Here is a 25548-nt window from a genome sequence, read left to right as displayed (position 1 = left end):
GGCCCATGAGCGTGCGGCGGGTCATGGGCATCGAGACGGAGTACGGCATCGCGGTGCCGGGGCAGCCCTGGGCCAACCCCATGACCGCCTCCGGTGTCGTCGTCACGACCTATGCGCGGGCGCACGGGCTGCGGGCCGGGCACGGCGCGTGGGACTACAGCGACGAGCACCCGCTCGTCGACGCGCGCGGCTTCGAGCTGCCGCGGGCGCGGGCCGACATCTCCCAGCTCACCGATGCCGAGGACCCGACCCTGGCCAATGTCGTCCTGGCCAACGGCGCTCGCCTCTACGTCGACCACGCCCACCCCGAGTACTCCTCGCCCGAGGTGACCTCGCCGCGGGATGCCGTCGTGTGGGATCGGGCGGGCGGGCTCGTCATGCGCGAGGTCGTCGAGCGCCTCGCCGACACCCCGCCGGGGATCACGCTCTACAAGAACAACACCGACGGCAAGGGCGCGTCCTACGGCACCCACGAGAACTACCTCGTGGAGCGGGCCGTCCCCTTCGACAGGATCGTGTCGGGGCTGACGCCCTTCTTCGTCGCCCGGCAGGTCATGTGCGGTGCCGGCCGGGTCGGCATCGGCCAGGAGAGCGAGCGCACCGGCTACCAGATCTCCTCCCGCAGCGACTTCTTCGAGGCCGAGGTCGGTCTCGAGACGACCTTCAAGCGGCCGATCATCAACACCCGCGACGAGCCCCACGCCGACCCCGACCGGTGGCGCCGGCTGCACGTGATCATCGGGGACGCGACCCACGCGGACGTGGCCAACCTCGTCAAGGTCGGGTCGACCTCCCTCGTCCTGCGACTCATCGAGGCCGGTGCGCTCGACCGCGACCTCGCGCTGCTGCACCCGGTGACGGCGCTGCGCACGATCTCGCACGACCCGACCTGCCGGGCCACCGTGCCCCTGCGCGACGGTCGGGAGCTCACGGCGGTGCAGATCCTCACGGAGTACCTCGAGATGGCGACGTCCTTCGTGGAGCGCGAAGGGAGCGACCCGGTCACCGACGAGGTCCTGCACCACTGGGAGCGACTCGTCGGGCTGCTGGCCGGCGACCCGATGGACGCCGCCCGCGACATCGACTGGGTCGCGAAGCTCGCTCTGCTGCAGCGCTACCGCGAGCGCGACGGGATGGACTGGGGCGATGCCCGACTGAGCGCCATCGACTTCCAGTGGTCCGACGTGCGGCAGGACAAGGGCATCTTCCACAAGCTCGAGGCGGCCGGGCGGATCACCCGCCTGACGACCGACGAGGAGGTGCGCGCCGCGGTGGCGGAGCCGCCCGCCGACACCCGCGCCTGGCTGCGTGGGCGCGTCGTCGAGCACTTCGGCGACGCGGTGGTGTCCGCGTCGTGGGACTCCCTCGTGCTGCGGATGCCCCGCGCGGGCCGCATCGCGCGGATCCCGCTCACCGACCCGCTCGCCCACGGCCGCGACGCCGTCGAGGAGCTCGTGTCGAGGGGTGACGTCGACGACCTCGTGGCGGGTCTCGGGGCATAGGCTCGGAGCACGACCCGACGCGACAGGAGCACACGATGGCGCAGGAGCAGATCCGACCCCGGTCCAGCGGTGGGGGCGACGACGCCCAGCCCGATGACGGATTCGGCCAGGTGAGCGCGACCAACGCGGCGCGGGACGAGGACATCGACTCCGTGCTCGACGAGATCGACGGCGTCCTGGAGTCCAACGCCGAGGAGTTCGTCAAGGGCTTCGTGCAGAAGGGCGGCCAGTGAGCCGCGACCCCGCGCAGGGCCGCCTGCCCGCCGCCTTCCTCGCGGCCGGCGGGTCGTCCTTCACGGAGTTCGTGGCCCGGCACGACCCGCAGCTGCTGCCCGGTGGCCGGGCCGCGGGGCCGGTCGGAGGCCACCCGATCGAGACGCCCCACGCGACGACGATCGTCACCCTGACCTGCGCCGACGGCCTCGTCATGGCGGGGGACCGTCGCGCCACGCTCGGCAGCCTCATCGCCAACCGCGACATGCGCAAGGTCTTCGCCGCCGACGAGCACTCGCTCGTCGGCATCGCCGGAGCGGCAGGCGTGGCGATCGAGATGGTGCGCCTCTTCCAGGTCGAGCTCGAGCACTACGAAAAGATCGAGGGCGTCGTCATGTCCCTCGAGGGCAAGGCCAACCGGCTCGCCGCGATGCTGCGTGGCAACCTCGGCCTGGCCATGCAGGGCCTGTCGGTCGTGCCCGTCCTCGGTGGCTTCGACCCCGGCCGGGGGCAGGGGCGGATCTTCTCCTACGACGTCACCGGTGGCTGCTACGAGGAGCAGGAGCACCACAGCGTCGGCTCCGGCTCGCTCTTCGCCCGGGGTGCGCTCAAGAAGTTGTGGCGCCCGGGCCTCGACCGTGAGGCCGCCGTGCGCGTCGCCCTCGAAGCCCTCTACGACGCGGCCGACGACGACTCCGCGACGGGCGGGCCCGACGTCCACCGCCGCATCTGGCCGGTCGTCGGCGTCGCCGACGCCGCCGGCGTGACCTTCGTCGACGAGGCGGACAGCGAGCGACTCGTCGAGGCGATCCTCGCCGACCGCCGTGGTGAGGCAGGCACCCGATGAGCCAACCCCCCTTCTACGTCTCGCCCGAGCAGGTCATGGCCGACCGGGCCGACTTCGCCCGGGCCGGCATTGCCCGCGGCCGCTCGGTCTGCGTGCTCGGCTACGACGAGGGCATCCTCCTCGTCGCCGACAACCCGGCCAGCCGCTCGCTCAACAAGATCAGCGAGATCTACGACCGCATCGCCTTCGCGGCCGTCGGCAAGTACAACGAGTTCGAGAACCTGCGGGTCGCCGGCATCCGCTACGCCGACCTGCGCGGCTACTCCTACGACCGATCCGACGTCACCGCACGGGCGCTCGCCAATGCCTACGCCCAGACGCTCGGCACCGTCTTCACCCAGGACCAGAAGCCCTACGAGGTCGAGATCGTCGTCGCCGAGGTCGGGCGGCTGCTCGCCGACGACCGCATCTACCGGCTGACCTACGACGGCTCCGTCACCGACGAGCGCGGCTGGGTGGCCATCGGCGGCGACAGCGACCGGCTCAACGACGAGCTCGGCTCCCGCTGGGTGCCGGGCATGGACCTGCACGACGCCTTCGACCTCGCCCGTGACGTGCTGTCGCTGCGGGACGAAGGGGGCGACCCGGTCGCCCCCGAGGGGCTCGAGATCGCCGTGCTGGAGCGCGGCCGGTCGCGACGCTGCTTCCGCCGGGTGAGCGCCCCCCTTCGCGACGAGAGCTAGCCTGCAGACGTGGAGCGACGCATCTTCGGGATCGAGACCGAGTTCGGCATCACGGCCGTCTCCGACGGCCAGCGACGGCTGACGCCCGACGAAGTGGCGCGCTACCTCTTCCGCAAGGTGGTCACGTGGGGCCGCTCGAGCAATGTCTTCCTGCCCAACGGCTCCCGGCTCTACCTCGACGTCGGCAGCCACCCCGAGTATGCGACCGCCGAGTGCGACGACCTGCTGACCCTCATCGCCCACGACCGGGCGGGGGAGCGGATCGTCCAGGACCTCGTCGTCGACGCCCAGGGGCGGCTGCGCGAGGACGGCGTGGCCGGTGAGATCTTCGTCTTCAAGAACAACGTCGACTCGGCCGGCAGCTCCTACGGCTGCCACGAGAACTTCCTCGTGGCCCGCACGTCCAACTTCGCCGCGGTGACCGACGGGCTGCTGCCCTTCCTCATCACCCGGCAGCTCATCGCCGGCACGGGCAAGCTCATGTCGACGGGGCGGACGACGCAGTTCTCCGTCAGCCAGCGCGCCGACCACATCTGGGAGGGCGTCTCGTCCGCGACGACCCGCTCGCGCCCGATCATCAACACCCGCGACGAACCCCATGCCGACGCCGAGCACTACCGGCGGATGCACGTCATCGTCGGCGACTCGACGATGACCGAGACGACGACGCTGCTCAAGGTGGGCTCGGCGCACCTCGTGCTGCGCATGCTCGAGGACGGCGTCGCGCTGCCGGACATGACCCTCGACAACCCGATCCGGGCGATCCGCGACATCAGCCTCGACCGCCACGGTCGCACCCCGGTCAAGCTCGCCGACGGCCGACGGATGAGCGCCCTCGAGATCCAGGGCGAGTACCTCGCCCGGGCGCAGGACTACGCGCAGCGCGAGGGCATCGACGACCCGGTGAGCCTGCAGGTGCTCGACCTCTGGGAGCGCACCCTCGCCGCCGTCGAGAGCGACGACCTGGCGCAGGTCGGCACCGAGATCGACTGGGTCATCAAGTACCGCCTGCTCGACGCCTACGCCGCCAAGCACGGTCTGGACATCGCCGACCCGCGGCTCGCCCAGATCGACCTCGCCTACCACGACATCGACCCCGACCGGGGGATCCACCACGTGCTGCAGCGCGCGGGCAAGGTCGCTCGCGTCGTCTCCGACGACGACATCGCGCGTGCGGTCGACCTGCCGCCCCAGACGACCCGGGCGAAGCTGCGTGGCGACTTCGTGCGGACTGCCCGGGAGCACGGACGCGACGTGACGGTCGACTGGGTCCACCTGAAGATCAACGACGAGGCCCAGCGCACCGTCCTGTGCAAGGACCCCTTCGCCGCGGTCGACGCGCGGGTCGACACGCTGATCGACCTGCTGACCTCGCGCGGTACCCCCGCGCGGCCCTGAGCGCCACGCGGGGTGCGGTCGGGTCAGCGAGCGCACAGGGAGCGTGGTTAGGGTGAGCCCGATCGTTGTCCCCGAAGCATTGAGGTAGATCGTGCCGAAGGCCGCCCGCCTGACCACTGCCCTCGCGGCGTCCGCCGCCGCCGTCCTCGCCCTGAGCGCCTGCGGAGGCGACTCCGGCGGTGACGCCAAGAGCGACGCGTCGAAGTCCTCGTCCAAGGCCTCCGGCGACGACGCGAAGGACGCCAAGGACGTCACCCTCGCCGAGCCCAAGCCGGCTGATGCCAAGGCCGTCGAGGCCATCGCGGTCACCGAGGCGAAGGGCAAGAAGGGCCCGTCGATCAAGCTCGACGACTCGCCGGTCAAGGTCTCGGAGACCACGCGCGACATCCGCACCGAGGGCAAGGGCGAGGACCTCGCCGACGACGCCTACGCCGAGGTCGACCTCGCGATGTTCTCCGGCAAGGACGGCAAGGCCATCGAGGGCTCCGAGACCTACACGAGCTCGCCGATCGTCCTCGACCTGGGCAATGCCCAGGCCCTGCCCGGCCTGATCAAGGCGATCAAGGACCAGAAGATCGGCAGCAGCGGCGTCGCCGTCATGCCGCCCAAGGACCTCTTCGGCTCCAAGGGCATGCCCGAGTACGGCGTCGACGGCAAGGACAGCCTCGTGCTCGTCTACGACGTGCGCGGACAGCTGCCCGAAAAGGTCGAGGGCAAGCAGAAGACGCTCGGCAAGGACATGCCGGAGGTGAAGTACAACGACGGCAAGCCCGCCGACATCACCATCCCCAAGGGCGCGACGAAGCCGAAGAAGCTCGTCACCGAGACCCTCATCGAGGGCAAGGGCAAGACGATCAAGGAGGGCGACACGGTCTACGTCAGCTACACCGGCGTCACCTGGGACGACGGCAAGGTCTTCGACTCCTCGCTCAAGGACGGCCGCGGGCCCTTCTCCTTCCCGGTCGGTGGCCAGCAGGTCATCCCCGCCTGGGACAAGGCCGTCGAGGGCGCCAAGGTCGGCGACCGCCTCCTCATCGTCGCCCCGCCGAAGGAGGCCTACGGCTCGCAGGCCCAGGGCCCGATCAAGGCCAACTCCACGCTCGTCTTCACCGTCGACGTCCTCGGCGCACCCTGATCTCCACCCCCTGATCCCCGCCACCCACGACAAGGAGCCCCACATGCCCTTCGACCCCAGCACCACCAAGCCCGAGATCGACTTCCCCGAGGGCGACGCCCCCACCGAGCTCGTCGTCGAGGACATCACCGTCGGCGACGGCGCCGAGGTGACCGCCGGGTCCCCGATCCAGGCGCACTACGTCGGTGTCGCCTTCTCCACGGGCGAGGAGTTCGACGCCTCGTGGAACCGTGGCGCCCCGCTCGCCTTCACCGCCGGCATCGGCCAGGTCATCCAGGGCTGGGACCAGGGCCTGCTCGGCATGAAGGAGGGTGGCCGTCGCAAGATCGTCATCCCGCCGCACCTCGGCTACGGCGACCGCGGCGCCGGCGCCGCGATCAAGGGCGGCGAGACCCTGATCTTCGTCGTCGACCTCGTCAAGGTCGGCTGACGCCCCCTTCGCCCGCAGCAGGCTCCCATAACCCTGCAGGACCCTAGGGTCCTGCAGGGTTTTGGTCGTCGTGGAGCAGGGCGGCGGCGTGGCGGCCGGCGAGGGCGGCCGTGACGAAGGGGGTGGGGTCGGCCGCGACGGACCGGCCCATCGTCGAGAGGGTCACCGGGCTCGTCGCGAGGTCGTCGGTGACGTCCGTGGTCGCGAGCGGGACGACCCGGGGTGACCCGGCCGAGGCCCCGACCGCGGCCTCGACCTGCTCGCGGACGCGCGGCCACGGGTCGGTCGCGTCGTCGGGCACGACGACGTCGGCGCTGCCGAGCAGCACGCGCGACAGGACGGTCGTCGTGTGGTGCGAGAGCCCGAGGTGCCGCTCCCTGGCGTCGCTCGCGGACACCCGGGGCACGGCGATGGCGCGGCCCCGCAGCACGTGCACGGCGTTGAGGACGTCGCCGGTCGCCAGGCCCGACCACCCCCAGGTCGTCGACGAGCCGGCATTGCCCGGCCCCTGCGCGACGACGACGACGTCGCAGCCGAGGACGTGCCGCGCGGCGAGCAGCGCGGAGTGGACGGTGATCGCCTCGTGCTCCGCGCCGAAGGCCTGCCCCGCCGAGATGGTCGTGTCGAGCCACCCGGCGTCGACGAGGACGGCGGCGAGGTCCGACTGGGCGAAGGGGAGCGCCGCCGTGTCGGTCATGACGTAGCCGACCCGCGCCTGCGGGCGGGCGGCGCGCAGCCCCGCGAGGACCGCAGGCAGGGCGGAGTGCAGCTCCGCGACGACGACCGGCATCCCCTGGAGGTCACCGGCGGCGACGGCCGGGTGCTCGCGCATCGCCTCGTGGTGCGGTGACTCCTGCTCCTCGAGCGCGAGGACCATCTGCTGCAGGGGTGTGTAGCGCGCCTTGACGATGTGGCCGGGCCCGTCGGCGGGGTCCGCCGGGAGGCGGCTGGCGTCGGCGACGACGAGGGCGTGCCCACCGGTGCCCAGCCCACGGCGCAGGGCGGAGACGTTGAGCAGGACGGTGTCGCCGGCCTCGGGGGTGCCCACGAGCTCGGGCAGGGCGAGCGCGGGCGTGGCGACCCCGTCGACGTCGACGACCAGGCGCACCGCGCCACGCCGGGCGCGGCCGATCTCGCGGACCGTGCCGCTGCGCCAGTGGATCATGTGCGGCAGGTTAGCCTCAGGACGACGAAGGGAGCGATGTGGCAGCACCCAACACGCCCGCGGCCAAGACCGAGCGCCTGCTCAACCTCACGATGAGCCTGCTCAGCACCCGGATCCCCCTGCCCAAGCAGCGGATCCGGCGCATGGTCGAGGCCTACCGGTCGGTCGAGTCCGACGAGGCCTTCGACCGGATGTTCGAGCGCGACAAGGAGGACCTGCGGGCCATGGGGATCCCGCTCGTCACCGAGGAGATCGGGGTCTTCGAGGACGAGCAGGGATATCGCATCGACCGGCGCGACTACGCCCTGGCCCCCGTGGAGCTGACCACCGACGAGCGTGCCGTGGTCGGACTCGCCAGCCGGGCGTGGGCGCACGCGACGATGGCCGGCACGGCCGCGACGGCCTGGCGCAAGATCGCTGCCGACGACGAGGTGGGGGAGGACCCCTTCGTCGGTCTCGAGCCGCAGCTCGGCGGCACCGAGCCGGCCTTCGAGCCGCTCAAGGACGCCGTGCTGCAGTCCACGCCCGTCCGCTTCGACTACGCGCGGCCCGGCGCCGGCGGGTCGCGACCCCGCCACGTCGAGCCGTGGTACCTCACCGCCTGGCACGGCCGCTGGTACCTCGTTGGGCACGACCTCGACCGCGAGGCGGCGCGGGTCTTCCGGCTGTCGCGGATCGCCTCGGCCGTCACGTCGACGGGGGAGGCACCGACCGTGCCCGTCCCTGACGACCTCGACCCCGTCTCGATGATCGCCGCCACCGACCCGGCCCCGGGTCAGGCCTCGCCGGTCGCGCTGCGGGTGCGCGTCGGCACCGGCCACGGCCTGCGCCGCCGGGCCACCTCGGTGACCTCGCTCGACGGCGAGTGGGACCGCGTCGAGCTCGACCACTCCGACCTCGACGGCTTCGTCAGCGAGGTCGTCAGCCACGGCAGCGACGTCGTCGTCGAGGAGCCGGCGCAGCTGCGGACGGCCGTCGTCGACCGGCTGCGGGCCGTCGTCACCACGCACGAAGGGAGCAGCCGATGAGCCGGCCGCAGGTGGAGACCGCGACGAGCCGGGTCGAGCGGCTGCTCACGATGGTCCCGTGGCTCGTCGGACGTCAGGGCATCGAGATCTCCCGGGCCGCCGAGGGGCTGGGCATCACCGAGGACCAGCTGAAGAAGGACCTCGACCTGCTCTTCATGTGCGGCTACGGCCCGATGACCGACGAGCTCATCGAGGTCAGCTACGAGGGCGGGCGGGTCTTCGTCAGCAATGCCGACACGATCGCCAGGCCGCTGCGCCTGAGCGTCGACGAGGCGATCTCCCTCATCGTCGGGTTGCGGTCCCTGTCGGCCCTCGAGGCGGGGGAGTCGAGCGCCGTCGAGCGGGCACTGGCCAAGCTCGAGGAGGTCGCCGGGGCGATCCCCGGCGTCGACCGGGTCATGGTCGTCGACGACGACACCGAGGCCGGGCGCACCCGCTCGGTGCTGCAGGACGCGCTCTCGGCCGGTCGCCGGGTGCACCTGACCTATCACGTGCCCAGTCGGGACGAGCGGACAGAGCGCGACGTCGACCCGATGCGGCTGGCCCGGGTCGAGGGCCACTGGTACCTCGAAGGGTGGTGCCACCGGGCCGAGGACGTGCGCCTCTTCCGCACCGACCGGATCGAGGCCGTCGAGGTGCTCGACGTGCCGTCCGAGCCCCCGGCGGACGCCGTGCGACGGGACCTGAGCGCCGGCGCCTACCAGCGCGGTGAGGGCGACCTGCCCGTCACCCTGCGCCTGGCACCCTCCGCCCACTGGGTCGCGGAGTACTACCCGGTGACATCTCGGGAAACCTCGGGTGAAGACCTCGTCGTCACCCTGCCGACGAGCAACGAGGGCTTCCTGCGCCGACTCGTGCTGCGCCTGGGCGGCGCGGCCGAGGTCGTCGAGCCGGAGGCGCTGCGCACCGCGGTCACGGGGCACGCGACGCAGGCCCTCGCCGCCTACGACCCCGCCTGAGGGGCGTCAGCGCCCCTCAGGGTCGGGGCATACACTGCAACTTGTTGGTCGCCATCCGAAAGGTCTTGCCATGCCCACTCTGGGTCCCATGGAAATCATCCTCATCCTGGTCGTCATCCTGCTCCTCTTCGGCTTCAAGAAGCTGCCGGATGCCGCCCGTAGCCTCGGCAAGTCGGCCCGGGTCTTCAAGGCCGAGGTCAACGAGATGAAGGAAGAGGACCGCCAGCGCGAGGAGGCCAAGCGCACGCGTGAGGCCGGTACCTCGACCGACGGCAATGCCGTCATCGACGAGGCCAAGCCGCGCACGGACAACCAGTCCGGCCCGGTCGCCTGAGCACCCTCCCTTCGCCCTCCGCACGCATGGCCCGTAGCCCCCGCACGCCCAAGGACCCCGAGGGGCGGATGCCGCTCAAGGAGCACCTCCTCGAGTTCCGCAACCGGCTGATCAAGGCCGCCGCCGCGATCGTCGTGGGCGCGGTCGTCGGGTGGATCATCTACAACCCCGTGCAGGTCGGGCCGTGGACCTACGGCGGTGTCTACGAGCAGCTGACCCTGCCCTTCACCGAGTACAAGAAGGCCAACCCCGGCAGCGTCGTCACGCTGAACTTCGGCAATGCCACGTCGGCCTTCTCCACCCAGCTCGGGCTGTCGATCTTCACCGGGGTCATCATCTCCAGCCCCATCTGGCTCTGGCAGATCTGGGCCTTCATCCTCCCGGGACTGACCAAGCGCGAGAAGCGCCTGTCGCTCGGCGTCTTCGGGACGGCCCTGCCGCTCTTCCTCGCCGGCTGCTTCTTCGCCTACCAGACGCTGCCCAAGGCGTTGCTCATCCTCTTCGGCTTCACCCCCGACGACGACAAGTCGAGCAACATCCAGCAGGCGAGCGACTACTTCACCTTCATCACCCGATTCATCCTCGCCTTCGGCCTGGCGTGGCTGCTGCCGGTCTTCCTCGTCGGGCTGTGCGCCATCGGCGTGCTGCCCGGCCGCACCCTCAAGAAGTCCTGGCGGATGGCGATCCTGCTGATCTTCATCGCCTCGGCGATCATCACCCCGACGCCGGACCCCTTCACGATGTTCCTGCTCGCCGGGCCGCTGTGCGTCCTGTACTTCGTCGCCCTCGCGATCTGCCTCTGGATCGACAGGCGGCGGATCGAGCGGGGCGAGGAGCCCGACTGGTCGGACCTCTCGGACGACGAGGCGTCACCGCTCACCTAGTCTCGGGTCCATGACCCGTGTGACTGCCGACCGCATCGGCCTGCTCGTCAACCCCACCGCCGGCAAGCACCGCGGGGAGCAGATCGGCACCCGTGTGGCCGACCTCCTCGAAGCCGGCGGACGCGAGGTCGTCGATCTCACCGGCCTCGACGCCGCGCGGGCCGAGGCCAAGGCCCGCCGAGCCGTGGCGACGGGTGACATCGACATGCTCGTCGTCGCCGGCGGCGACGGGGCCGCCGGGCTCGGGGCCAACATCTGCGCCGACACCGACGTCCCGCTCGGCATCGTCGCGGTCGGCACCGGCAACGACAACGCCCGCGAGCTCGGGCTGCCGGTGCAGGACGTCGAGGCGTCGGTCCAGCGGATCCTCCAGGGCTCGGTGCGACAGATGGACCTGGGGCGGGTGAGCGGCCCCGACGGCGAGCCGGTCCGCGACTACCTCGGCGTGCTCTCCTGCGGCTTCGACGCCGTGGTCAACGAGCGCGCCAACCGCATGTCCTGGCCCCGGGGTCCGCAGCGCTACAACCTCGCGATCCTGCGCGAGCTCCCGGTCTTCGGCGCGATCCACTACGACCTGACGATCGACGGAGCCGAGCGCGAGGTCGACGGGATGCTCGTGTGCATCGCCAACGGCCGCGCCTTCGGCGGCGGGATGAAGATCGCCCCGGCCGCCGACGTCGACGACGGTCTGCTCGACGTCGTCATCGTCCACGAGATCCCCGTCCCGACCTTCCTCACGGTCTTCCCCAAGGTCTTCTCCGGCACCCACACGACGCACCCGGCGGTCGAGATCATCCGGGGCGCCCGGGTCACCGTGGCGACCGAGCGGATCGTCAGCTATGCCGACGGCGAGCGGGTCGCGCCGCTTCCGGCCACGGTCGAGGCGGCCCGCGGCGCGCTGTCGATCGTGCGCTGAGCCGCTGGCATAGCGTGGGGGCATGTCCTCTCCCGCCGAACGCTATGCCGCCGCCCGCCGTCGCAGCGCGGGGGAGCTCACCCCCTTCGTCGAGGGTCTGGGCTTCGAGCTCGACACCTTCCAGCAGGACGCCTGCGAGGCCGTCGAGGCGGGACATGGCGTGCTCGTCGCCGCCCCGACCGGCGCGGGCAAGACGGTCGTCGGCGAGTTCGCCGTCCACCTGGCCCTCGCGCGCGGGCAGAAGGCCTTCTACACGACGCCCATCAAGGCGCTGAGCAACCAGAAGTACCACGAGCTCGCCGCCCGCCACGGCTACGACCGGGTCGGTCTGCTCACTGGCGACGTCTCGGTCAACGGCGAGGCGCCCGTCGTCGTCATGACGACCGAGGTCCTGCGCAACATGATCTACGCGGGCTCGACGACCCTCGACACCCTCGCCTTCGTCGTCATGGACGAGGTGCACTACCTCGCCGACCGCTTCCGCGGGGCCGTGTGGGAGGAGGTCATCATCCACCTGCCCCGCTCAGTGCAGGTCGTCTCCCTCTCGGCGACGGTGAGCAATGCCGAGGAGTTCGGCGCCTGGCTGGCCGAGGTGCGCGGCGGCACCGAGATCATCGTCTCCGAGGAGCGCCCGGTCCCGCTGTGGCAGCACATGCAGGTCGGCCGCGACGTCCACGACCTCTTCGTCGACGACGGCTCCGCGGGCACCCCGGCGAAGGTCAACCCCGAGCTGCTCGACGCCATCCGCGCCCGCGTGCGAGGTGGCGGCGAGGACGACCAGCGTGGCCGCGGCGGCCACCGGGGTGGTCGTGACCGTCGCGGCGGACGCGGCCGTCGCGACGACCGGGGCCGCGGCGGCCAGGGGCCGCGCGGTGGGGGAGGTGGCCGCTTCGGCGGTGCCGCCTCCCGGACCGAGGTCATCCGCGAGCTCGACCGCGACGGCCTGCTGCCCGCTATCACCTTCATCTTCAGCCGGGCCGGGTGCGAGGGCGCGGTCGGTCAGCTCCTGGCCAACGACCTGCGCCTGGTCTCCGAGCGCGAGGGCGAGCTCAACCGTCGCACCGTCGAGGAGCGCGCCTCCGTCCTGGAGGGCGAGGACCTCGACGTGCTCGGCTACCACCAGTTCGTCGAGGGCATCTCGCGCGGCTTCGCCGCCCACCACGCCGGGATGCTGCCGCTCTTCCGCGAGATCGTCGAAGAGCTCTTCACCGCCGGTCGCATCCGAGCCGTCTTCGCCACCGAGACCCTCGCCCTGGGCATCAACATGCCGGCGCGCACCGTGGTGCTGGAGAAGCTCGTGAAGTTCAACGGCGAGTCGCACGTCGAGATCACCCCTGCCGAGTACACGCAGCTGACCGGCCGTGCGGGGCGCAGGGGCATCGACGTCGAGGGTCACGCCCTCGTCGTGTGGTCCCGGGGGCTCGACCCGATGTCGGTCGCCGGTCTCGCGTCGACCCGGACCTACCCCCTTCGCTCCAGCTTCCGGCCGACCTACAACATGGCCGTCAACCTCGTCGCCCAGGTGGGCCGCCAGACGGCCCGTGAGGTGCTCGAGACCTCCTTCGCGCAGTTCCAGGCCGACCGGGCCGTCGTCGGGCTGGCGTCCAAGGTGCGCGAGCAGCAGGAGTCCCTCGACGCCTATGCCGAGGCCATGCACTGCCACATGGGCGACTTCCGCGAGTACGCCGCGCTGCGCCGGCGCATCTCCGACGTCGAGAAGGAGAGCTCGCGCAAGCGCAATGCCAACCGGCGCGCCGAGATCGCCGTCTCCCTCGAGGCCCTGTCGGTCGGCGACATCATCCGCATCGGCGGCCGTCGCTCGGGCATCGCGATCGTCGTCGCGCCGCCGCGCTCCTACAAGGGCGAGCTGTCCGCGCCGACCGTGCTCACCGAGCACAAGCAGATCCGCCGCCTCACCGCAGCGGACCTCGACGGGCCGGTCACCCCCTTCGGCCGGCTGGCGGTGCCCCGCGGCTTCAACCCCAAGTCGGTCAAGCAGCGCTCCGACCTCGCCGCGACCCTGCGGGCCAAGGCACCGCACGAGGACGCGCCGAGCGTGCAGAGCCACGCGGTCCAGAGTGCGAAGGGGGAGGACGAGCGCCTCGAGCAGCTGCGCCGCGAGCTGAAGTCGCACCCGTGCCACCAGTGCCCGGAGCGCGAGGACCACGCCCGCTGGGCGGCTCGCTGGTGGAAGCTCAAGCGCGAGACCTCGGCCCTGCAGCGCAAGGTCGAGCACCGCACCAACTCGGTGGCGCAGACCTTCGAGCGGATCTGCGTCGTCCTGAGCCAGATGGGTTATCTCGGCGAGGACGGCGAGACCGTCACTGATCTCGGCAGCCGGCTACGCCGGCTCTACACCGAGAAGGACCTGCTCGCGGCCGAGTGCCTGCGCGGGGGAGCGTGGAAGCGGCTCGACCCGGCCGAGCTGGCCGCCGTCGTCTCGATGCTGATCCACGAGCCCCGGCACGACGACGACCCCTTCCCGCGGATGCCGACGGACAACGTCTCGGACGCGTGGCAGGACATGCTCCGCCGGTGGAGCGAGCTCGAGGACCTCGAGCAGGCCAATGCCCTGCCCGCGACCGGCGAGCCCGACGGGGGGCTCGCGTGGGCGGTGCACCGGTGGGCGAGCGGGCGCCGGCTCGACGAGGTGCTCTCCGGCTCGGACCTGACGGCGGGGGACTTCGTGCGCCGATGCAAGCAGGTCGTCGACCTCCTCGACCAGGTCGCCGATGCCGCGCCCGAGCCGCACCTGCGTGGTGTGGCCCGCACCGCCGTCGACAAGGTCATGCGCGGGGTCGTCGCCGCCGACCGCCTGGACTGACCTCCTCTTCGCTCGCCGGGTGGGTGCGCTCAGCCGCGCAGGGCGGTCGCCACCCGGTCGAAGGGGGAGGTGAGCGCGTGGTCGACGGCCAGCCGGCTCATCGCGGCCGGGTCGGCGATGTCGCCGGGCAGGCGCAGGTCGACGTCGGGGATCGGCACGTCGTGGGCGACCCGCACGACGAGCGGAGCCACGTCGAGGTAGTCGCTCGCCGCCTCGAGGTTGGCCCGGCGGGCTCCCTTGATCCCGGGGTCGCCGGAGGCGACGGCCTCACGCACGCCGGCCAGCGAGCCGTAGTCGCGGATGAGCGTCGCAGCGGTCTTGTCGCCGATGCCCTTGACCCCCGGCAGCCCGTCGCTCGTGTCGCCGCGAAGCGCCGCCATGTCGGCGTAGGCGTCACCTGAGGCGACGCCGTACTTGTCCTCGAGGAATGCCTGGGTGACGAGGTCGGGGTCGCGCACTCCGCCGCGTGCGGTGTAGACGACCCGGGTCGCGGAGGCGTCGTCGACGAGCTGGAAGAGGTCGCGGTCACCCGTGACGACGTCCACCGGCATCTGACCGCGGTGGGCCATCGCCAGGGTGCCGATGACGTCGTCGGCCTCGTAGCCGGCCGCGCCGATGCGGGCGATCCCGATGGCCGCGAGCGCCTCGGCGATGACGGGGACCTGCGGGGAGAGTTCGTCGGGGACCTCCTCGCCCTCGCCCGGGTCATCGGCGACCCGGTGCGCCTTGTAGGTCGGGATCGCGTCGACGCGCCACTGCGGGCGCCAGTCGTCGTCCCAGCAGGCGACGACGTGGGTCGGGCGGTAGCGGGTGACGAGGGTGGCGATCATGTCGAGGAAGCCGGCCACCGCATTGGTCGGGATGCCCGAGGGCGCGTCGGCGCGAGCGGGCACGCCGTAGAAGGCGCGGAAGTACAGCGAGGCGGAGTCGAGCAGGAGCAGGCGGGAGCGCGCCGAGTCGGACATGCTCCGACCCTACGGGTCTCGCTTATTGTTCATGCATGGAAGCGGCGGATCGACGCATCATCGAGCTCCTGCGCCAGGACGGGCGCACGAGCTACACCGACCTGGGCAAGGCCATCGGCCTGTCCACCTCCGCCGTGCACCAGCGGGTGCGGCGGCTCGAGGAGCGGGGAGTGATCACCGGCTACTCCGCGGTGGTCGACCCGGCCGCCGTCGGCACGCCCTTGACGGCCTTCATCTCGGTGACCCCGCTCGATCCCCGCGAGCCCGACGACATCCCCGACCGGCTGCGCGACATCCCGCAGATCGACGCGTGCTACTCCGTCGCCGGGGACGCCAACTACATGCTCCGGGTGCGCGTGGGCACCCCGCAGGACCTCGAGGAGCTCCTCGCGACGGTCCGTAACAAGGGCGGCGTGTCGACGCGCACGACCATCGTCCTGTCGACGCCGTGGGAGTGACGACCCGCCTGCCCCTGCGGCTCCTCCTCGCCCTCGTCGGTGGGCTGTGCCTGTGGCTGTCCTTCCCCGACCACGACCTCGCGCTCCTCGCGATCGTCGGCGTCGGCCTCGTCGGGGTCGCCATGTGGGATGTCAGCCCCCGCGCCGGTGCCCTGCTCGGCCTCGTCGCGGGGCTGGGCTGCTTCGTCCCCACGCTCAGCTGGTCGGGCATCTTCGTCGGCACCTTCCCCTGGATGGCCCTCGCCGTCACCGAGTCGCTCTACGTCGCCGGCATGGGTGCCGTCCTCGCCGCCGTGCAGCGCCCGCTGGTGCGGCGAGGACGCCTCCTGCCGGCCGCCCTGCTCGTCCCCGTGCTGTGGGTGCTTCAGGAGTGGGTGCGCGGCACGCTGCCCTACGGCGGCTTCCCGTGGGCCCGCATCGCCTTCAGCCAGGCGGACACCCCCTTCGCCCGATGGGCCGCGATCGGGGGAGCGCCCCTCATCACGCTCGCCGTGGCTCTCGTCGCGGTCCCGCTGATCCTCGTCGTCGTCACCCGCCGCCCGCCGTGGGTGGCCCTGGGGTTCGCGGTCGTCGCCGTGGCCGGCGCCTTCGTCGTGCCGGTGCCGACCAGCGGCGACGCGACGGCACGGGTCGGCCTCGTGCAAGGCAATGTCCCGCGGGCCGGGTTGGACTTCAACGCCGAGCGGCGCAAGGTGCTCGACAACCACGTGGCCGGCACCGAGGCCCTCGCGGAGCGCCACGACGACCTCGACCTGGTCATCTGGCCGGAGAACTCCTCCGACATCGATCCCCTGCGCAAGGCCGACGCCGCGGAACAGGTGCAGCGCGCGCTCACGGCGGTCGACGTGCCGATCATCGTCGGGGCGATCCTCGACGAGCCCTCCCCGGCGGTGTCCAATGCCTCGCTCTACTACCGGCCCGGAGGAGAGGAGCCGGCGCGCTACGTCAAGCAGCACCCCGTCCCCTTCGCCGAGTACGTGCCTCACCGCGACTTCTACCGCCTCTTCAGCAGCAAGGTCGACCTCGTGCGCGTCGGCTTCGCGAAGGGGGACCGCAACGCCGCCTTCACCGTGCCCGGCCGCGATGGCGACTTCTCCGCCGTCCCGACGATCTGCTTCGAGGTGGCCTACGACGGCCTCATGCGCTCGGCGGTCAAGGACGCGGAGACGAAGGGGGACCCCAGCCTCCTCGTCGTCCAGACCAACAACGCGACCTTCGGCTACACCGCGGAGTCGACGCAGCAGTACGCGATCTCGCGCATCCGGGCGATCGAGCACGGCCGCAGCGTCGCCCACGTCTCGACGGTCGGCGTCTCCGGCTTCGTCAACCCCGACGGCAGCACGACGCCGGTCACGCAGCTCTTCACCGCCGCCCAGCCGGTCGACGACGTCGTCCTGCGCAGCGGACTGACGGTCTCCGACCGCCTCGGCCCCTGGGTCGAGTGGGGCAGCGCCCTCGTGCTGCTGCTCGCGGTGGTCTGGCGCCTGCGCCGACGACCGACGGGTAGTGTCGGTGACGAGCCACGGAGCGACCAGAGCCCGACCGAGCAGACCGAGGAAGCCACCACCGGTGCCTGACACGCAGCATGCCCAGCGACCGCCGATCGAGCGGGTCGCGGTCCTCATCCCGACCTACAACGAGCGCGACAACCTGCCGCTGATCGTCGACCGGTTGCGCCGCGCGGTCCCCACGGCGGACGTCGTCGTCCTCGACGACAACTCCCCGGACGGCACCGGTGACGTCGCCGACGCGATGGCCGCCGCAGACCCGCAGGTCTCGGTCATCCACCGCGAGGGCAAGCAGGGCCTGGGCGCGGCCTACCTGCACGGCTTCCGGTGGGCGCTCGAGCAGGGCTACGACGCGATCGTCGAGATGGACGCCGACGGATCGCACCGCCCCGAGCACCTGCCCCGCATGCTCGAGGTCGCGGCCGACGCCGACCTCGTCATCGGCTCGCGCTACGTGCGCGGCGGCAAGATCGTCAACTGGCCGATCGACCGCAAGGCGATCTCCATGGCCGGCAACATGTACATCAAGCTCGTCCTCGGCATGCCGGTCAACGACGCGACCGCGGGCTACCGCGTCTACCGCGCCGAGACCCTGCGGACCATCGGTCTCGACGAGGTGGAGAGCGCTGGCTACGTCTTCCAGACCGACCTGACGGTGCGCACGGTGCGCGCCGGGCTGCGGGTCGTCGAGGTGCCGATCACCTTCGTCGAGCGCGAGATCGGCGACTCGAAGATGGACGGTGACGTCGTGCGTGAGTCGATGGCCCGGATCACCGGCTGGGGCGTGGCACACCGTCGCCAGCAGCTGCGTCGGCTCGTCGACCGGGAGCCCACGTGGCACCGGTTGTGATCTTCGGGTCGGGTCCCTCGGGGCCCGGCCCATCGCCCCGCCGTCGCCGTCGGGTGGCGTGGATCCCGCTGGCCCTGGTCCTGTGGCTGATCGTCGAGATCGCCGCCGTCGTCGGTGTCGTGCAGCTCGTCGGCGTCTGGTGGACCCTGCTCGCCTTCGTGCTTCTGTCGGCCCTCGGCGTGTGGTTCCTGCGGCGCGAGGGGCGTCGGACGTGGGTGGCGCTGCGCGAGGCGCTGCGCAGCGGTCAGATGCCCTCGCGCGAGATCGCCGACGCCGCGCTCGTCTTCGTCGGGGGACTGCTGCTCACCCTGCCCGGCTTCGTCTCCGACGTCGTCGGTCTCGTCGTCGTGCTGCCCTTCACGCGGCCCATCGCCCGGATCGGCCTCGAGGCCGTCGTCGCGCGACGCCTGCTCGCCGCGGGCCTGCCGGTCGCGCCCGGCGAGGCCCGGGTGCGCCGCTCGCCGCGACGTGAGGGGCGCGACGACGGGGGAGAGGTCGTCGAGGGCGAGATCGTCGACGACTGACCTCTTCGAGACGGCCGCGGACGGCCTCCTCAGGGACCGAAGGGCGGGGACCGAAGGACATGACGAAGGGGGTGGCCCACCCGTGATCGGTGGGCCACCCCCTTCGTCGTGCTGGGGCGCCGAGGTCAGGCGCTGCGCTTGCGCGGCTTCTCGCCACGGGAGGCGCGCAGCAGCTCGAGGCGCTCCTCGAGCAGCTCCTCGAGCTCGGGGATGGAGCGACGCTCGAGCAGCATGTCCCAGTGGGTGCGGACGTGCTTGGCGGGCTTGAGCTCGGGCTCCGGGCCGTCGAGGAGCTTGCCGAGCTTGCCGCAGCGGCACTCCCAGGTGCCGGGGATGTCGGCCTCGACGGAGAAGGGCAGCTCCGTGCGGTGCCCGTCGTCACAGACGTAGGTCGTGATCTGACGGTCACTGGGGACGACGTTGTCCGTCGTCTCCATGCTGAAGCTGACCATGCGCGTTCCGCGCAGCGTGCGCTCTGCCATGTTGCAAGTCTCCTGGTGTCTCTCGCGATGTCCGCGCCCCTGCCGCGCGGGCCCCTCGTCACATGACAACGCTCGTGGTGCGTCATCTGTTCCGGCTGCACGCATCATTGCGGCGCCGTGACCCGTGGGCGGGCCTTCCGAGTGGGGCCCGATCTGGCGGTGTGCTCGTGGCACGACCTGGGCCGACCCCACAGGATAGCGGAGTGCCACCGTGTCGCGCACATCGAGCCCGCTCCGCCCGCTAGCCTCACCACGTGACCGACGTGATCCCACCGACGAGCGAGCCGACGACCGCCCTGCGATCCGAGCCCCAGGGCGGCAAGGGCCGGATCATCGGGTGGGCCATGTGGGACTGGGGGACCCAGCCCTTCAACACGGTCATCACGACCTTCGTCTTCTCCGTCTACCTGACGAGCGAGAGCTTTGGCGCCACCAACACCACCTCGACCGCGCTGGCGATCTCGACCGCCCTGTCGGGTCTGCTCGTCGCGCTGCTGGCGCCCGTGCTGGGGCAGAACTCGGACCGGTCCGGCAGGGGAGTGCGCAACCTGCGCCTGCAGACCTGGTTGCTGGCGGCCCTGTCGGCCGCGCTCTTCTTCGTCAAGCCGGAGCCGGGATTCCTCGTGCTCGGCCTCGTCCTGCTGGGCATCGGCTCGATCGTCTCCGAGGTCGCGAGCGTCAACTACAACGCGTCCATCGAGCAGGTCGCCTCCCCGCACAATGTCGGCCGGGTCTCCGGCTTCGGCTGGGGGATGGGCTACCTCGGCGGCATCCTCGTGCTGCTCCTGCTCTACTTCGTCTTCATCCAGCCCGAGGTGGGCCTCTTCGGCGTCACCGGCGACGACGGCATGGACATCCGGGTGTCGATGGTCGTCTGCGGCCTGTGGACCCTGCTCTTCACCATCCCAACCTTCCTCGTGCTGCGGGACCGCCCGCGGGAGAAGGCTCCTCGCGTCGGGGTCGTCGACTCCTACAAGCTCGTCGGGGCCTCCCTTCGTCGCCTGTGGGGTCACTCCCGGCACACGGTCTACTTCCTCGGGGCCTCGGCGCTCTTCCGCGACGGGCTCGCCGGCGTCTTCGCCTTCGGCGCCGTCCTCGCCGCGGGCACCTTCGAGATGTCGGCCGGCGAGGTCATCATCTTCGGCGCCGCGGCCAACATCATCGCCGGCATCAGCACGATGCTCTTCGGCCTGCTCGACGACGTGCTCGGGCCCAAGCGGGTCATCCTCATCTCGCTCGTCGCGCTCGTGCTGCTGGGCGCCGGCGTCTTCGTCCTGCACGACGGTGGCCCGATGGTCTTCTGGACCCTGGGGCTGGCGATGACCGCCTTCGTCGGACCGGCCCAGGCCGCCTCCCGCAGCTTCCTCGCCCGGGTCATCCCCGAGGGGCAGGCGGGTGAGATCTTCGGCCTCTACGCGACGACCGGACGCGTCGTGTCGTTCCTCTCGCCGGCCGCCTTCGCGCTCTTCATCTGGATCGGCGCACGGATCACGGGGGAGTCCAACACCCAGTACTGGGGCATCCTCGGCATCGCGCTCGTCCTCGTCGCCGGGCTCGCAGTGCTCATCCCGGTCAAGACCCCGCAGGAGCAGGTCGGGCCCCAGGCGGGCTGATCGGCGGGACGGACCCGCCGGGCGGATCAGCCGGCGTACTCCCAGTGCCACGGCTCGGGCAGCGCACCGCCGGCCGCGGCCCAGGACGGGTGGAACCACCCGTAGAGCGGCGCATTCTGCTGCATCCACGCATGGGCGGGGTGGCCGAAGCTGTTGACGCCACCGCACAGGTCGAGGGCCTTGCCCAAGCCGTGGTTGCTCGTGCCGGGCGCCGCAGCCCAGCCGCCGCGCTGCTGCTTGGTGACGACCTGGTCGGCGTAGGAGCGATAGGAGTCGGTGACGCAGAGCAGGTGCCCGGTGTCGCGCTGGTAGGCCTTGCTCATCGTGTTGAAGGCCGCCGCGGCAGCGGGTCGCAGGGACTCGCCCGGCGCCCCGATGAGCGGGCAGAGCGCGCTCGGCGGCACCTGGCCGTTGGGATAGGTGCCGACATTGGTCGAGCAGGGCTTGAGCCCCTCGAACTGGCTGACGTCCTGGCCGAGCTTCTTCAGGGCCGAGGTGAGCCGGTCGCTCGCCCCCTGCGCCCGCCCGTCGGGGCGGCTGATCAGCGCGTTGACGACCGGGCCGGCCTCCTTGAGCTCCGCGGCGTGCTTGCGGCGCAGCTCGGCGAGCTCGTCCTTGCGCTCCTTGAGCACCTCGTCCGCACGCTGCTTGGCCCGGTCGGCACGACGCTTGGCGCTGGCGGCCTTCTTGAGGGCCGAGTTCTTCTTCTTCGTCAGCGACGACTTGGTCACCGTGTCCTTGCGGACGAGGTCGACGGTGCGGATCCGCTCGTCGGTCAGGTAGCTCAGGTCGCCCGCGGACTCGCCCTTGGTCTTCGAGCTGTCGGTGAGCGTCCCGATCATCGTCATCGTGTCGCTGTACCCGCCGGCCTGGGTGTAGGTGTCGAAGGCCCAGCTGCGCAGGTCGGCGCGTCCCTTCGCCAGCCGGTTGCGGTACTTGTCGAGCTCGCGCTGAGCGGTGTCGGCCTCGGCCTTCGCGGAGTCGTACTCGTCGCGTGCCTCCGCCTTCTTCTGCAGGAGCTTGTTGGCCTTCGTCGAGTACGACTTCAGCGACTTCACGGCCGCCGCGATGTCCTTGTTGTCCTTGACCAGGTCGGCCGTCAGCCGGTCCGCCTCGGCGATCTGCTCCTCGAGGTCGCTCGAGGAGAGCGGGGTGTCGTTGCCGTCGCCGACGGGCAGGCCCTCCTCGTCGACGGACCAGGCGGTGCTCGGGCTGGAGGGGGCGCTCGTCGTGGGGGTGGGGTCGACGGGCTCCGCCGACGCCGACGACGCGGCCAGACCGGTGGTCAGACACAGCGCGACGACCGCGCTGGTCGCACCGCCGTGGCGGGGACGAGCTCGCATGGGTTCTCCTGGGAAGGGACAGACCGAGCAATCATAGGGCCGTCGGTCGTCGACGTACACGTCCCCGTGGACGCAGCGCAGGGCGAAGGGGGCGTCCTCAGGCGGTCTTCGAGCTCGCCTTCACCTTCGCCGCGGCCTTGCGCCGGCGCAGCCGCACCTGCAGCTGAGGGCCCGCCGTCCGGGTCTCGAGGTAGGGCTGCTCGTCGACGAGGGTCGACAGCTTCTGGTGGCCGAAGGTGCGCGGGTCGAAGTCGGCGTGCGCCCGGCTCAGGTGCTGCCCCACGGTGCCCAGCGTGCTCCAGCCGTCGTCGTCGGAGGTCGCGTTGATCGCCTTGGTGAGTGCGGACTGGAGGTTGATCGTCGTCTCCGGCTCGGCCTCGGCAGGGGAGGGGGCACCCCCTTCGTCCTGGGGCGGCTCGTCGTCGCGGGCCTGCTCCTGGAGCAGCTCGAGGAAGACGAACTGGTCGACCGCACGCCGCAGCGACTCCGGGGTCTTGCGCAGACCCAGCCCGTAGACCCGCTTGCCCGACTCGCGCAGCCGGGTCGCCAGCCGCGTGAAGTCGGAGTCGGAGGAGACGAGCGCGAAGGCCTCGACGTTGCCCTGCCAGAGCAGGTCCATCGCATCGATGATCAGCGCGCTGTCGGTGGAGTTCTTGCCGACGGTGTAGGCGAACTGCTGGACCGGCTGGATGGCATTGCGGTGCAGCTCCGGCTTCCAGCCGCCGAGCTGGGTCGTCGTCCAGTCTCCGTAGGCCCGCTTGACGGTCGGGGTGCCGTACTTCGCGAGCTCCTCGAGCACGGCGGAGATGTGCTTGGCGGAGACGTTGTCGCAGTCGATGAGAACGGCGATGCGGGTCGTCGAGCGAGGGTCGTCCATGTCGGCGACGCTACCCTCTGGCGCTCGCACGCGAAGGGGGACATACTTCCCCCGGACGACGGGCCCAGGGGAGTGTCAACGGGGGCCGGGATCCGCCACACCCACACCTCTGTCAGGAGTTCACGAATGCACCTGTCCCGCCGCACCATCGCCATCTCGTCCGCCGTCGCCGCCGCCGCGGTCGCCGCCGGTGGGGCCGTCTCCGCGGCCACCACGAGCACCCCGCCGCAGCTGTCGACCATTACCTACGTGGGCGTCTACGACACCACCTTCGCCGGCTTCCCCGGCGACACCCACCGGGTCTCCGTGCTGATGAAGCGCGGTAACACGAGCACCTTCGGCAAGAACCAGCAGAACTTCGTCAACGTCGAGTCCTTCTCCTGCACGGGTGGTGCCGTCGTGCCTCCGGCCGGCCCGGTGCCGGCCGCCTGCACGCTCGTCGCGACGACGCCGATGCGCAACACCGACGCGACGACCGCCTGGGTCTCGAGCACCGGCCGCTCCGGGTCCTTCACCGGCCGTCTCACGTCCCGCTCGGGGACCTCTCGCTCGCTGAGCAGCACCCTGAAGTTCTTCTACACCAACCCGGGCGGCGAGCACTCCTTCGGCCCGGACATGAACGTGCGCAACGGCTCCGGGCGCGTCACGGGCCTGCTGGGTGGCAAGGCCCCGACCAGCGCCTCGGTGCTCGTCACGACCTTCGGCGCGTGAGGTCGACGTCGCCGCCGGCCCGTGTGCCGGCGGCGACGTCACGACTTCTTGCGTCGAGGCCGGGGGATCGGGCGCACGACGAGCACCGGGCACGGTGCAGTGCTCTGCACCCGCTGGGCGGTGCTGCCGATGAGGACCTTGTCCGTCAGACCCCGGCTGCCGCTCGCGACGACGATCAGCTCGATGCCCGACACCTTGGCCGCCCGGATGATCTCGGTCGACGGGGTGCCGCTGCGCACCCGGGTGCGCACCGTGGTCGTCTCGGACCAGTCGTCGAACTCCGCGGCGATGACCGCGACCGCAGCCTCCGCCTCGGCCTTGAAGGAGCTCCCGGTGAGCTGCCTGGGGGCCCTGGCGTCGGCCGAGATCTCGTCGACGAAGGACACACTCGCCAGGGGCCGGGTGACGGCCAGGACGAGGATGCTCTCGACCTTGGTGGGGTCCGCGAAGGACTTGAGGTGCCGGGCGGCCCGCAGGGACTGGCGGGAGCCGTCGGTGGCGATGAGCACGTGCATGTCAGCTCTCCAGATCGGTGGTCGGGGTGCCGCCGCCGAGCAGCCGCTCGGCGATGAAGAGGACGACGCCGACGCCCAGCAGCGCGGCGCAGTAGAGGAGCGACCCGGGGTCGTCGTAGATGACGTAGCCGAGGATGAGGAAGTTGGCCACGACACCGATCGCGAGGAGTGCCCGGGGCGCTCTGAAGGTCTCGTCGGTGCGGTCGTGGCGGTCGAGCTTGACGGCGGAGACGATGACGAGCGCGTAGATCAGCAGGGTGAAGACCACCGTGACATTGGCCAGCTGGGCCAGGTCGGCGCCGGAGACGAGCAGCGCGGCGATGACGAGGACGGAGAAGAGGATCGCCAGCCATGGCACCTGACGGCTGCTGACCTTGGCGAAGGGGGCGGGCACGACGTCCTCGCGTGCCATGCCGTAGAGGATCCGCGACTCGGTGACGAGGCAGACCAGGCAGGTGTTGGTGATGGCCACCATGGCGATGATCGCGAAGATGATCGTCAGCACGGCGACCGAGATCGGCAGGATCCCGGTCTTGACGACCTCGAGCAGCGCGGCATCCGACTCAGCCAGCTGCTGGATGGGGACCGTGACGGCCGCGGTGACCGCGATGAGGACGTAGAGGACGCCGGCCGTCGCCATGCCACCGATGAGCGCCCGCGGGAAGTCGCGGCGCGGGTTGCGCGTCTCCTCGGCGAGGTTGGCGGCATTCTCGAAGCCGGTCATGGCGAAGAAGGCCAGCGCGACGCCCGCGAGCAGGCCGAGGGCGGGGTTGCTGTCGGTCGAGAACTCGGCGATCCGGCCGAGCTCGACCTTGCCCTGGACGGCCGCGACCACGCCGATGACGAGCACGATGACCAGGCCGGTGACCTCGACGAAGGTCATGAGCATGTTGGCCACGACCGACTCGGTGATCCCGATGAAGTTGATGATCGCCAGGGCGACGATGAAGGCCAGGGCGACGACGAGCGCCGGTGCCGCCTCCCACACCTCGCCGAAGTACTGGGCGAAACCGGTCGCGAGGGAGCCCGCCGCCGCATAGCTCGCCGACAGCATGCAGAAGGTGATGAAGAAGGTCAGGGTCTTGTTCTTGAAGGCCTTGTTGACGTAGAGGGCGGCCCCCGCCGCCTGCGGGTACTTCGTCACCAGCTCTGCATAGGCGAGCCCGGTGATCGTCGCGACCGTGACACCGACGGCGAAGGCGGCCCAGAAGGCGCCGCCGACCGCTCCGGCGACGAGGCCGATGAGGACGTAGATGCCGGACCCGAGGACGTCACCGAGCACGTAGAAGTAGAGGAGGCGGCCGCTGACACCTTGCTTCAGTTCGGAGTCGGCGTTGAGCTCGGACGACCCTTCGGGGTTGGCTGTGTCGACGGACATCGGCGT

General features: G+C 71.2%; 26 protein-coding genes. 19 read left to right on the top strand and 7 right to left on the bottom strand.

Going from position 1 to position 25548, the window contains the following annotated elements; translation table 11 throughout:
* The first annotated feature begins 5 nt into the window (after window positions 1–5).
* The 7 genes from dop (at window position 6) to ACQBJO_RS08735 (ending at window position 6208) form a co-directional block, all read left to right on the top strand.
* Window positions 6–1502: a depupylase/deamidase Dop gene (gene dop, locus ACQBJO_RS08765; RefSeq protein ID WP_421008307.1), complete on the top strand. Its 1497-nt coding sequence runs from the start codon at window positions 6–8 to the stop codon at window positions 1500–1502.
* A 35-nt stretch (window positions 1503–1537) separates the two neighbouring features.
* Entirely contained in the window at window positions 1538–1735 is a 198-nt protein-coding gene (locus ACQBJO_RS08760) for a ubiquitin-like protein Pup (RefSeq protein ID WP_255183435.1), read from the top strand.
* Window positions 1732–2562 carry a proteasome subunit beta gene (gene prcB, locus ACQBJO_RS08755; protein WP_255183434.1) on the top strand — a complete coding sequence of 277 codons (831 nt, stop codon included), beginning with the start codon at window positions 1732–1734 and terminating at the stop codon, window positions 2560–2562. The genes ACQBJO_RS08760 and prcB overlap by 4 nt, the downstream gene beginning before the upstream one ends.
* The gene (gene prcA, locus ACQBJO_RS08750) at window positions 2559–3245 is read left to right on the top strand and encodes a proteasome subunit alpha (RefSeq protein WP_421008306.1); all 687 of its coding nucleotides are present in this window, start codon (window positions 2559–2561) and stop codon (window positions 3243–3245) included. The genes prcB and prcA overlap by 4 nt, the downstream gene beginning before the upstream one ends.
* Window positions 3246–3254: 9 nt before the next feature.
* On the top strand, window positions 3255–4643 hold the full coding sequence (pafA, locus tag ACQBJO_RS08745; RefSeq protein WP_421008305.1) for a Pup--protein ligase: 1389 nt from the start codon (window positions 3255–3257) through the stop codon (window positions 4641–4643).
* A gap of 91 nt (window positions 4644–4734) precedes the next feature.
* Window positions 4735–5778, top strand: coding sequence for an FKBP-type peptidyl-prolyl cis-trans isomerase (locus ACQBJO_RS08740; protein ID WP_421008304.1), 1044 nt, complete (start codon window positions 4735–4737; stop codon window positions 5776–5778).
* Between the two features lie 43 nt (window positions 5779–5821).
* Window positions 5822–6208 (top strand): FKBP-type peptidyl-prolyl cis-trans isomerase, encoded by a 387-nt coding sequence (locus tag ACQBJO_RS08735; RefSeq protein ID WP_255183430.1) that lies wholly within the window; start codon window positions 5822–5824, stop codon window positions 6206–6208.
* Between the two features lie 43 nt (window positions 6209–6251).
* On the opposite strand, the gene ACQBJO_RS08730 is transcribed toward ACQBJO_RS08735, so the two are convergent.
* The gene (locus tag ACQBJO_RS08730) at window positions 6252–7373 is read right to left on the bottom strand and encodes a DUF3866 family protein (RefSeq protein WP_421008303.1); all 1122 of its coding nucleotides are present in this window, start codon (window positions 7371–7373) and stop codon (window positions 6252–6254) included.
* A 38-nt stretch (window positions 7374–7411) separates the two neighbouring features.
* Here ACQBJO_RS08730 and ACQBJO_RS08725 point away from each other — a divergent pair, with 38 nt between their 5' ends.
* From ACQBJO_RS08725 to ACQBJO_RS08700, 6 genes are all read left to right on the top strand, one after another.
* On the top strand, window positions 7412–8401 hold the full coding sequence (locus tag ACQBJO_RS08725) for a helix-turn-helix transcriptional regulator (protein WP_421008302.1): 990 nt from the start codon (window positions 7412–7414) through the stop codon (window positions 8399–8401).
* Window positions 8398–9360, top strand: coding sequence for a helix-turn-helix transcriptional regulator (locus ACQBJO_RS08720; protein ID WP_421008301.1), 963 nt, complete (start codon window positions 8398–8400; stop codon window positions 9358–9360). The genes ACQBJO_RS08725 and ACQBJO_RS08720 overlap by 4 nt, the downstream gene beginning before the upstream one ends.
* 88 nt (window positions 9361–9448) lie before the next feature.
* Window positions 9449–9694, top strand: coding sequence for a Sec-independent protein translocase subunit TatA (tatA, locus tag ACQBJO_RS08715; RefSeq protein WP_421008300.1), 246 nt, complete (start codon window positions 9449–9451; stop codon window positions 9692–9694).
* A gap of 26 nt (window positions 9695–9720) precedes the next feature.
* Window positions 9721–10578: a twin-arginine translocase subunit TatC gene (gene tatC / locus ACQBJO_RS08710; protein ID WP_255183425.1), complete on the top strand. Its 858-nt coding sequence runs from the start codon at window positions 9721–9723 to the stop codon at window positions 10576–10578.
* Between the two features lie 10 nt (window positions 10579–10588).
* A complete protein-coding gene (locus ACQBJO_RS08705; protein ID WP_255183424.1) occupies window positions 10589–11494 on the top strand; it encodes a diacylglycerol kinase family protein in 906 nt (301 codons plus the stop codon).
* Between the two features lie 22 nt (window positions 11495–11516).
* Window positions 11517–14318, top strand: a complete 2802-nt coding sequence (locus ACQBJO_RS08700) for a DEAD/DEAH box helicase (protein ID WP_421008299.1) — start codon at window positions 11517–11519, stop codon at window positions 14316–14318.
* A gap of 29 nt (window positions 14319–14347) precedes the next feature.
* Here ACQBJO_RS08700 and ACQBJO_RS08695 read toward each other — a convergent pair whose 3' ends face one another.
* Window positions 14348–15283: a 5'-3' exonuclease gene (locus ACQBJO_RS08695; protein WP_421008298.1), complete on the bottom strand. Its 936-nt coding sequence runs from the start codon at window positions 15281–15283 to the stop codon at window positions 14348–14350.
* Between the two features lie 35 nt (window positions 15284–15318).
* Here ACQBJO_RS08695 and ACQBJO_RS08690 point away from each other — a divergent pair, with 35 nt between their 5' ends.
* From ACQBJO_RS08690 to ACQBJO_RS08675, 4 genes are read left to right on the top strand one after another with little or no spacing between them, the layout of a single operon-like run.
* Window positions 15319–15741 carry an Lrp/AsnC family transcriptional regulator gene (locus ACQBJO_RS08690; RefSeq protein ID WP_255183421.1) on the top strand — a complete coding sequence of 141 codons (423 nt, stop codon included), beginning with the start codon at window positions 15319–15321 and terminating at the stop codon, window positions 15739–15741.
* Window positions 15732–17318, top strand: a complete 1587-nt coding sequence (gene lnt, locus ACQBJO_RS08685; protein WP_421008297.1) for an apolipoprotein N-acyltransferase — start codon at window positions 15732–15734, stop codon at window positions 17316–17318. The genes ACQBJO_RS08690 and lnt overlap by 10 nt, the downstream gene beginning before the upstream one ends.
* Window positions 17311–18099, top strand: coding sequence for a polyprenol monophosphomannose synthase (locus tag ACQBJO_RS08680; protein WP_421008296.1), 789 nt, complete (start codon window positions 17311–17313; stop codon window positions 18097–18099). The genes lnt and ACQBJO_RS08680 overlap by 8 nt, the downstream gene beginning before the upstream one ends.
* Before the next feature lie 53 nt (window positions 18100–18152).
* Window positions 18153–18623 carry an FxsA family protein gene (locus ACQBJO_RS08675; RefSeq protein WP_430407094.1) on the top strand — a complete coding sequence of 157 codons (471 nt, stop codon included), beginning with the start codon at window positions 18153–18155 and terminating at the stop codon, window positions 18621–18623.
* A 125-nt stretch (window positions 18624–18748) separates the two neighbouring features.
* Here the strand turns inward: ACQBJO_RS08675 and ACQBJO_RS08670 are convergent, their stop codons facing one another.
* A complete protein-coding gene (locus ACQBJO_RS08670; RefSeq protein ID WP_084452036.1) occupies window positions 18749–19105 on the bottom strand; it encodes an RNA polymerase-binding protein RbpA in 357 nt (118 codons plus the stop codon).
* A 254-nt stretch (window positions 19106–19359) separates the two neighbouring features.
* Between ACQBJO_RS08670 and ACQBJO_RS08665 the strand changes: the two genes are divergently transcribed.
* A complete protein-coding gene (locus ACQBJO_RS08665) occupies window positions 19360–20718 on the top strand; it encodes an MFS transporter (RefSeq protein ID WP_421008294.1) in 1359 nt (452 codons plus the stop codon).
* 26 nt (window positions 20719–20744) lie between these two features.
* Here ACQBJO_RS08665 and ACQBJO_RS08660 read toward each other — a convergent pair whose 3' ends face one another.
* Window positions 20745–22061: a D-alanyl-D-alanine carboxypeptidase family protein gene (locus ACQBJO_RS08660; protein WP_421008293.1), complete on the bottom strand. Its 1317-nt coding sequence runs from the start codon at window positions 22059–22061 to the stop codon at window positions 20745–20747.
* A gap of 97 nt (window positions 22062–22158) precedes the next feature.
* Entirely contained in the window at window positions 22159–22938 is a 780-nt protein-coding gene (locus tag ACQBJO_RS08655; RefSeq protein ID WP_421008292.1) for an NYN domain-containing protein, read from the bottom strand.
* A gap of 126 nt (window positions 22939–23064) precedes the next feature.
* Here ACQBJO_RS08655 and ACQBJO_RS08650 point away from each other — a divergent pair, with 126 nt between their 5' ends.
* Window positions 23065–23649, top strand: a complete 585-nt coding sequence (locus tag ACQBJO_RS08650; RefSeq protein ID WP_255183414.1) for a hypothetical protein — start codon at window positions 23065–23067, stop codon at window positions 23647–23649.
* Window positions 23650–23687: 38 nt separating this feature from the next.
* Here the strand turns inward: ACQBJO_RS08650 and ACQBJO_RS08645 are convergent, their stop codons facing one another.
* Entirely contained in the window at window positions 23688–24164 is a 477-nt protein-coding gene (locus ACQBJO_RS08645; RefSeq protein ID WP_255183413.1) for a universal stress protein, read from the bottom strand.
* A 1-nt stretch (window position 24165) separates the two neighbouring features.
* Complete coding sequence (locus ACQBJO_RS08640; protein ID WP_421008290.1) at window positions 24166–25542, bottom strand: APC family permease; 1377 nt, start codon at window positions 25540–25542, stop codon at window positions 24166–24168.
* Between the last annotated feature and the right edge of the window lie 6 nt (window positions 25543–25548).

This window comes from Janibacter zhangyanbonis (genome assembly GCF_050507325.1).
In the GTDB taxonomy this organism is placed as follows: Bacteria; Actinomycetota; Actinomycetes; order Actinomycetales; family Dermatophilaceae; genus Janibacter.
The sequence above is the reverse complement of the archived record's forward strand: the minus strand, read 5'-3'. Positions and strand labels throughout refer to the sequence as shown.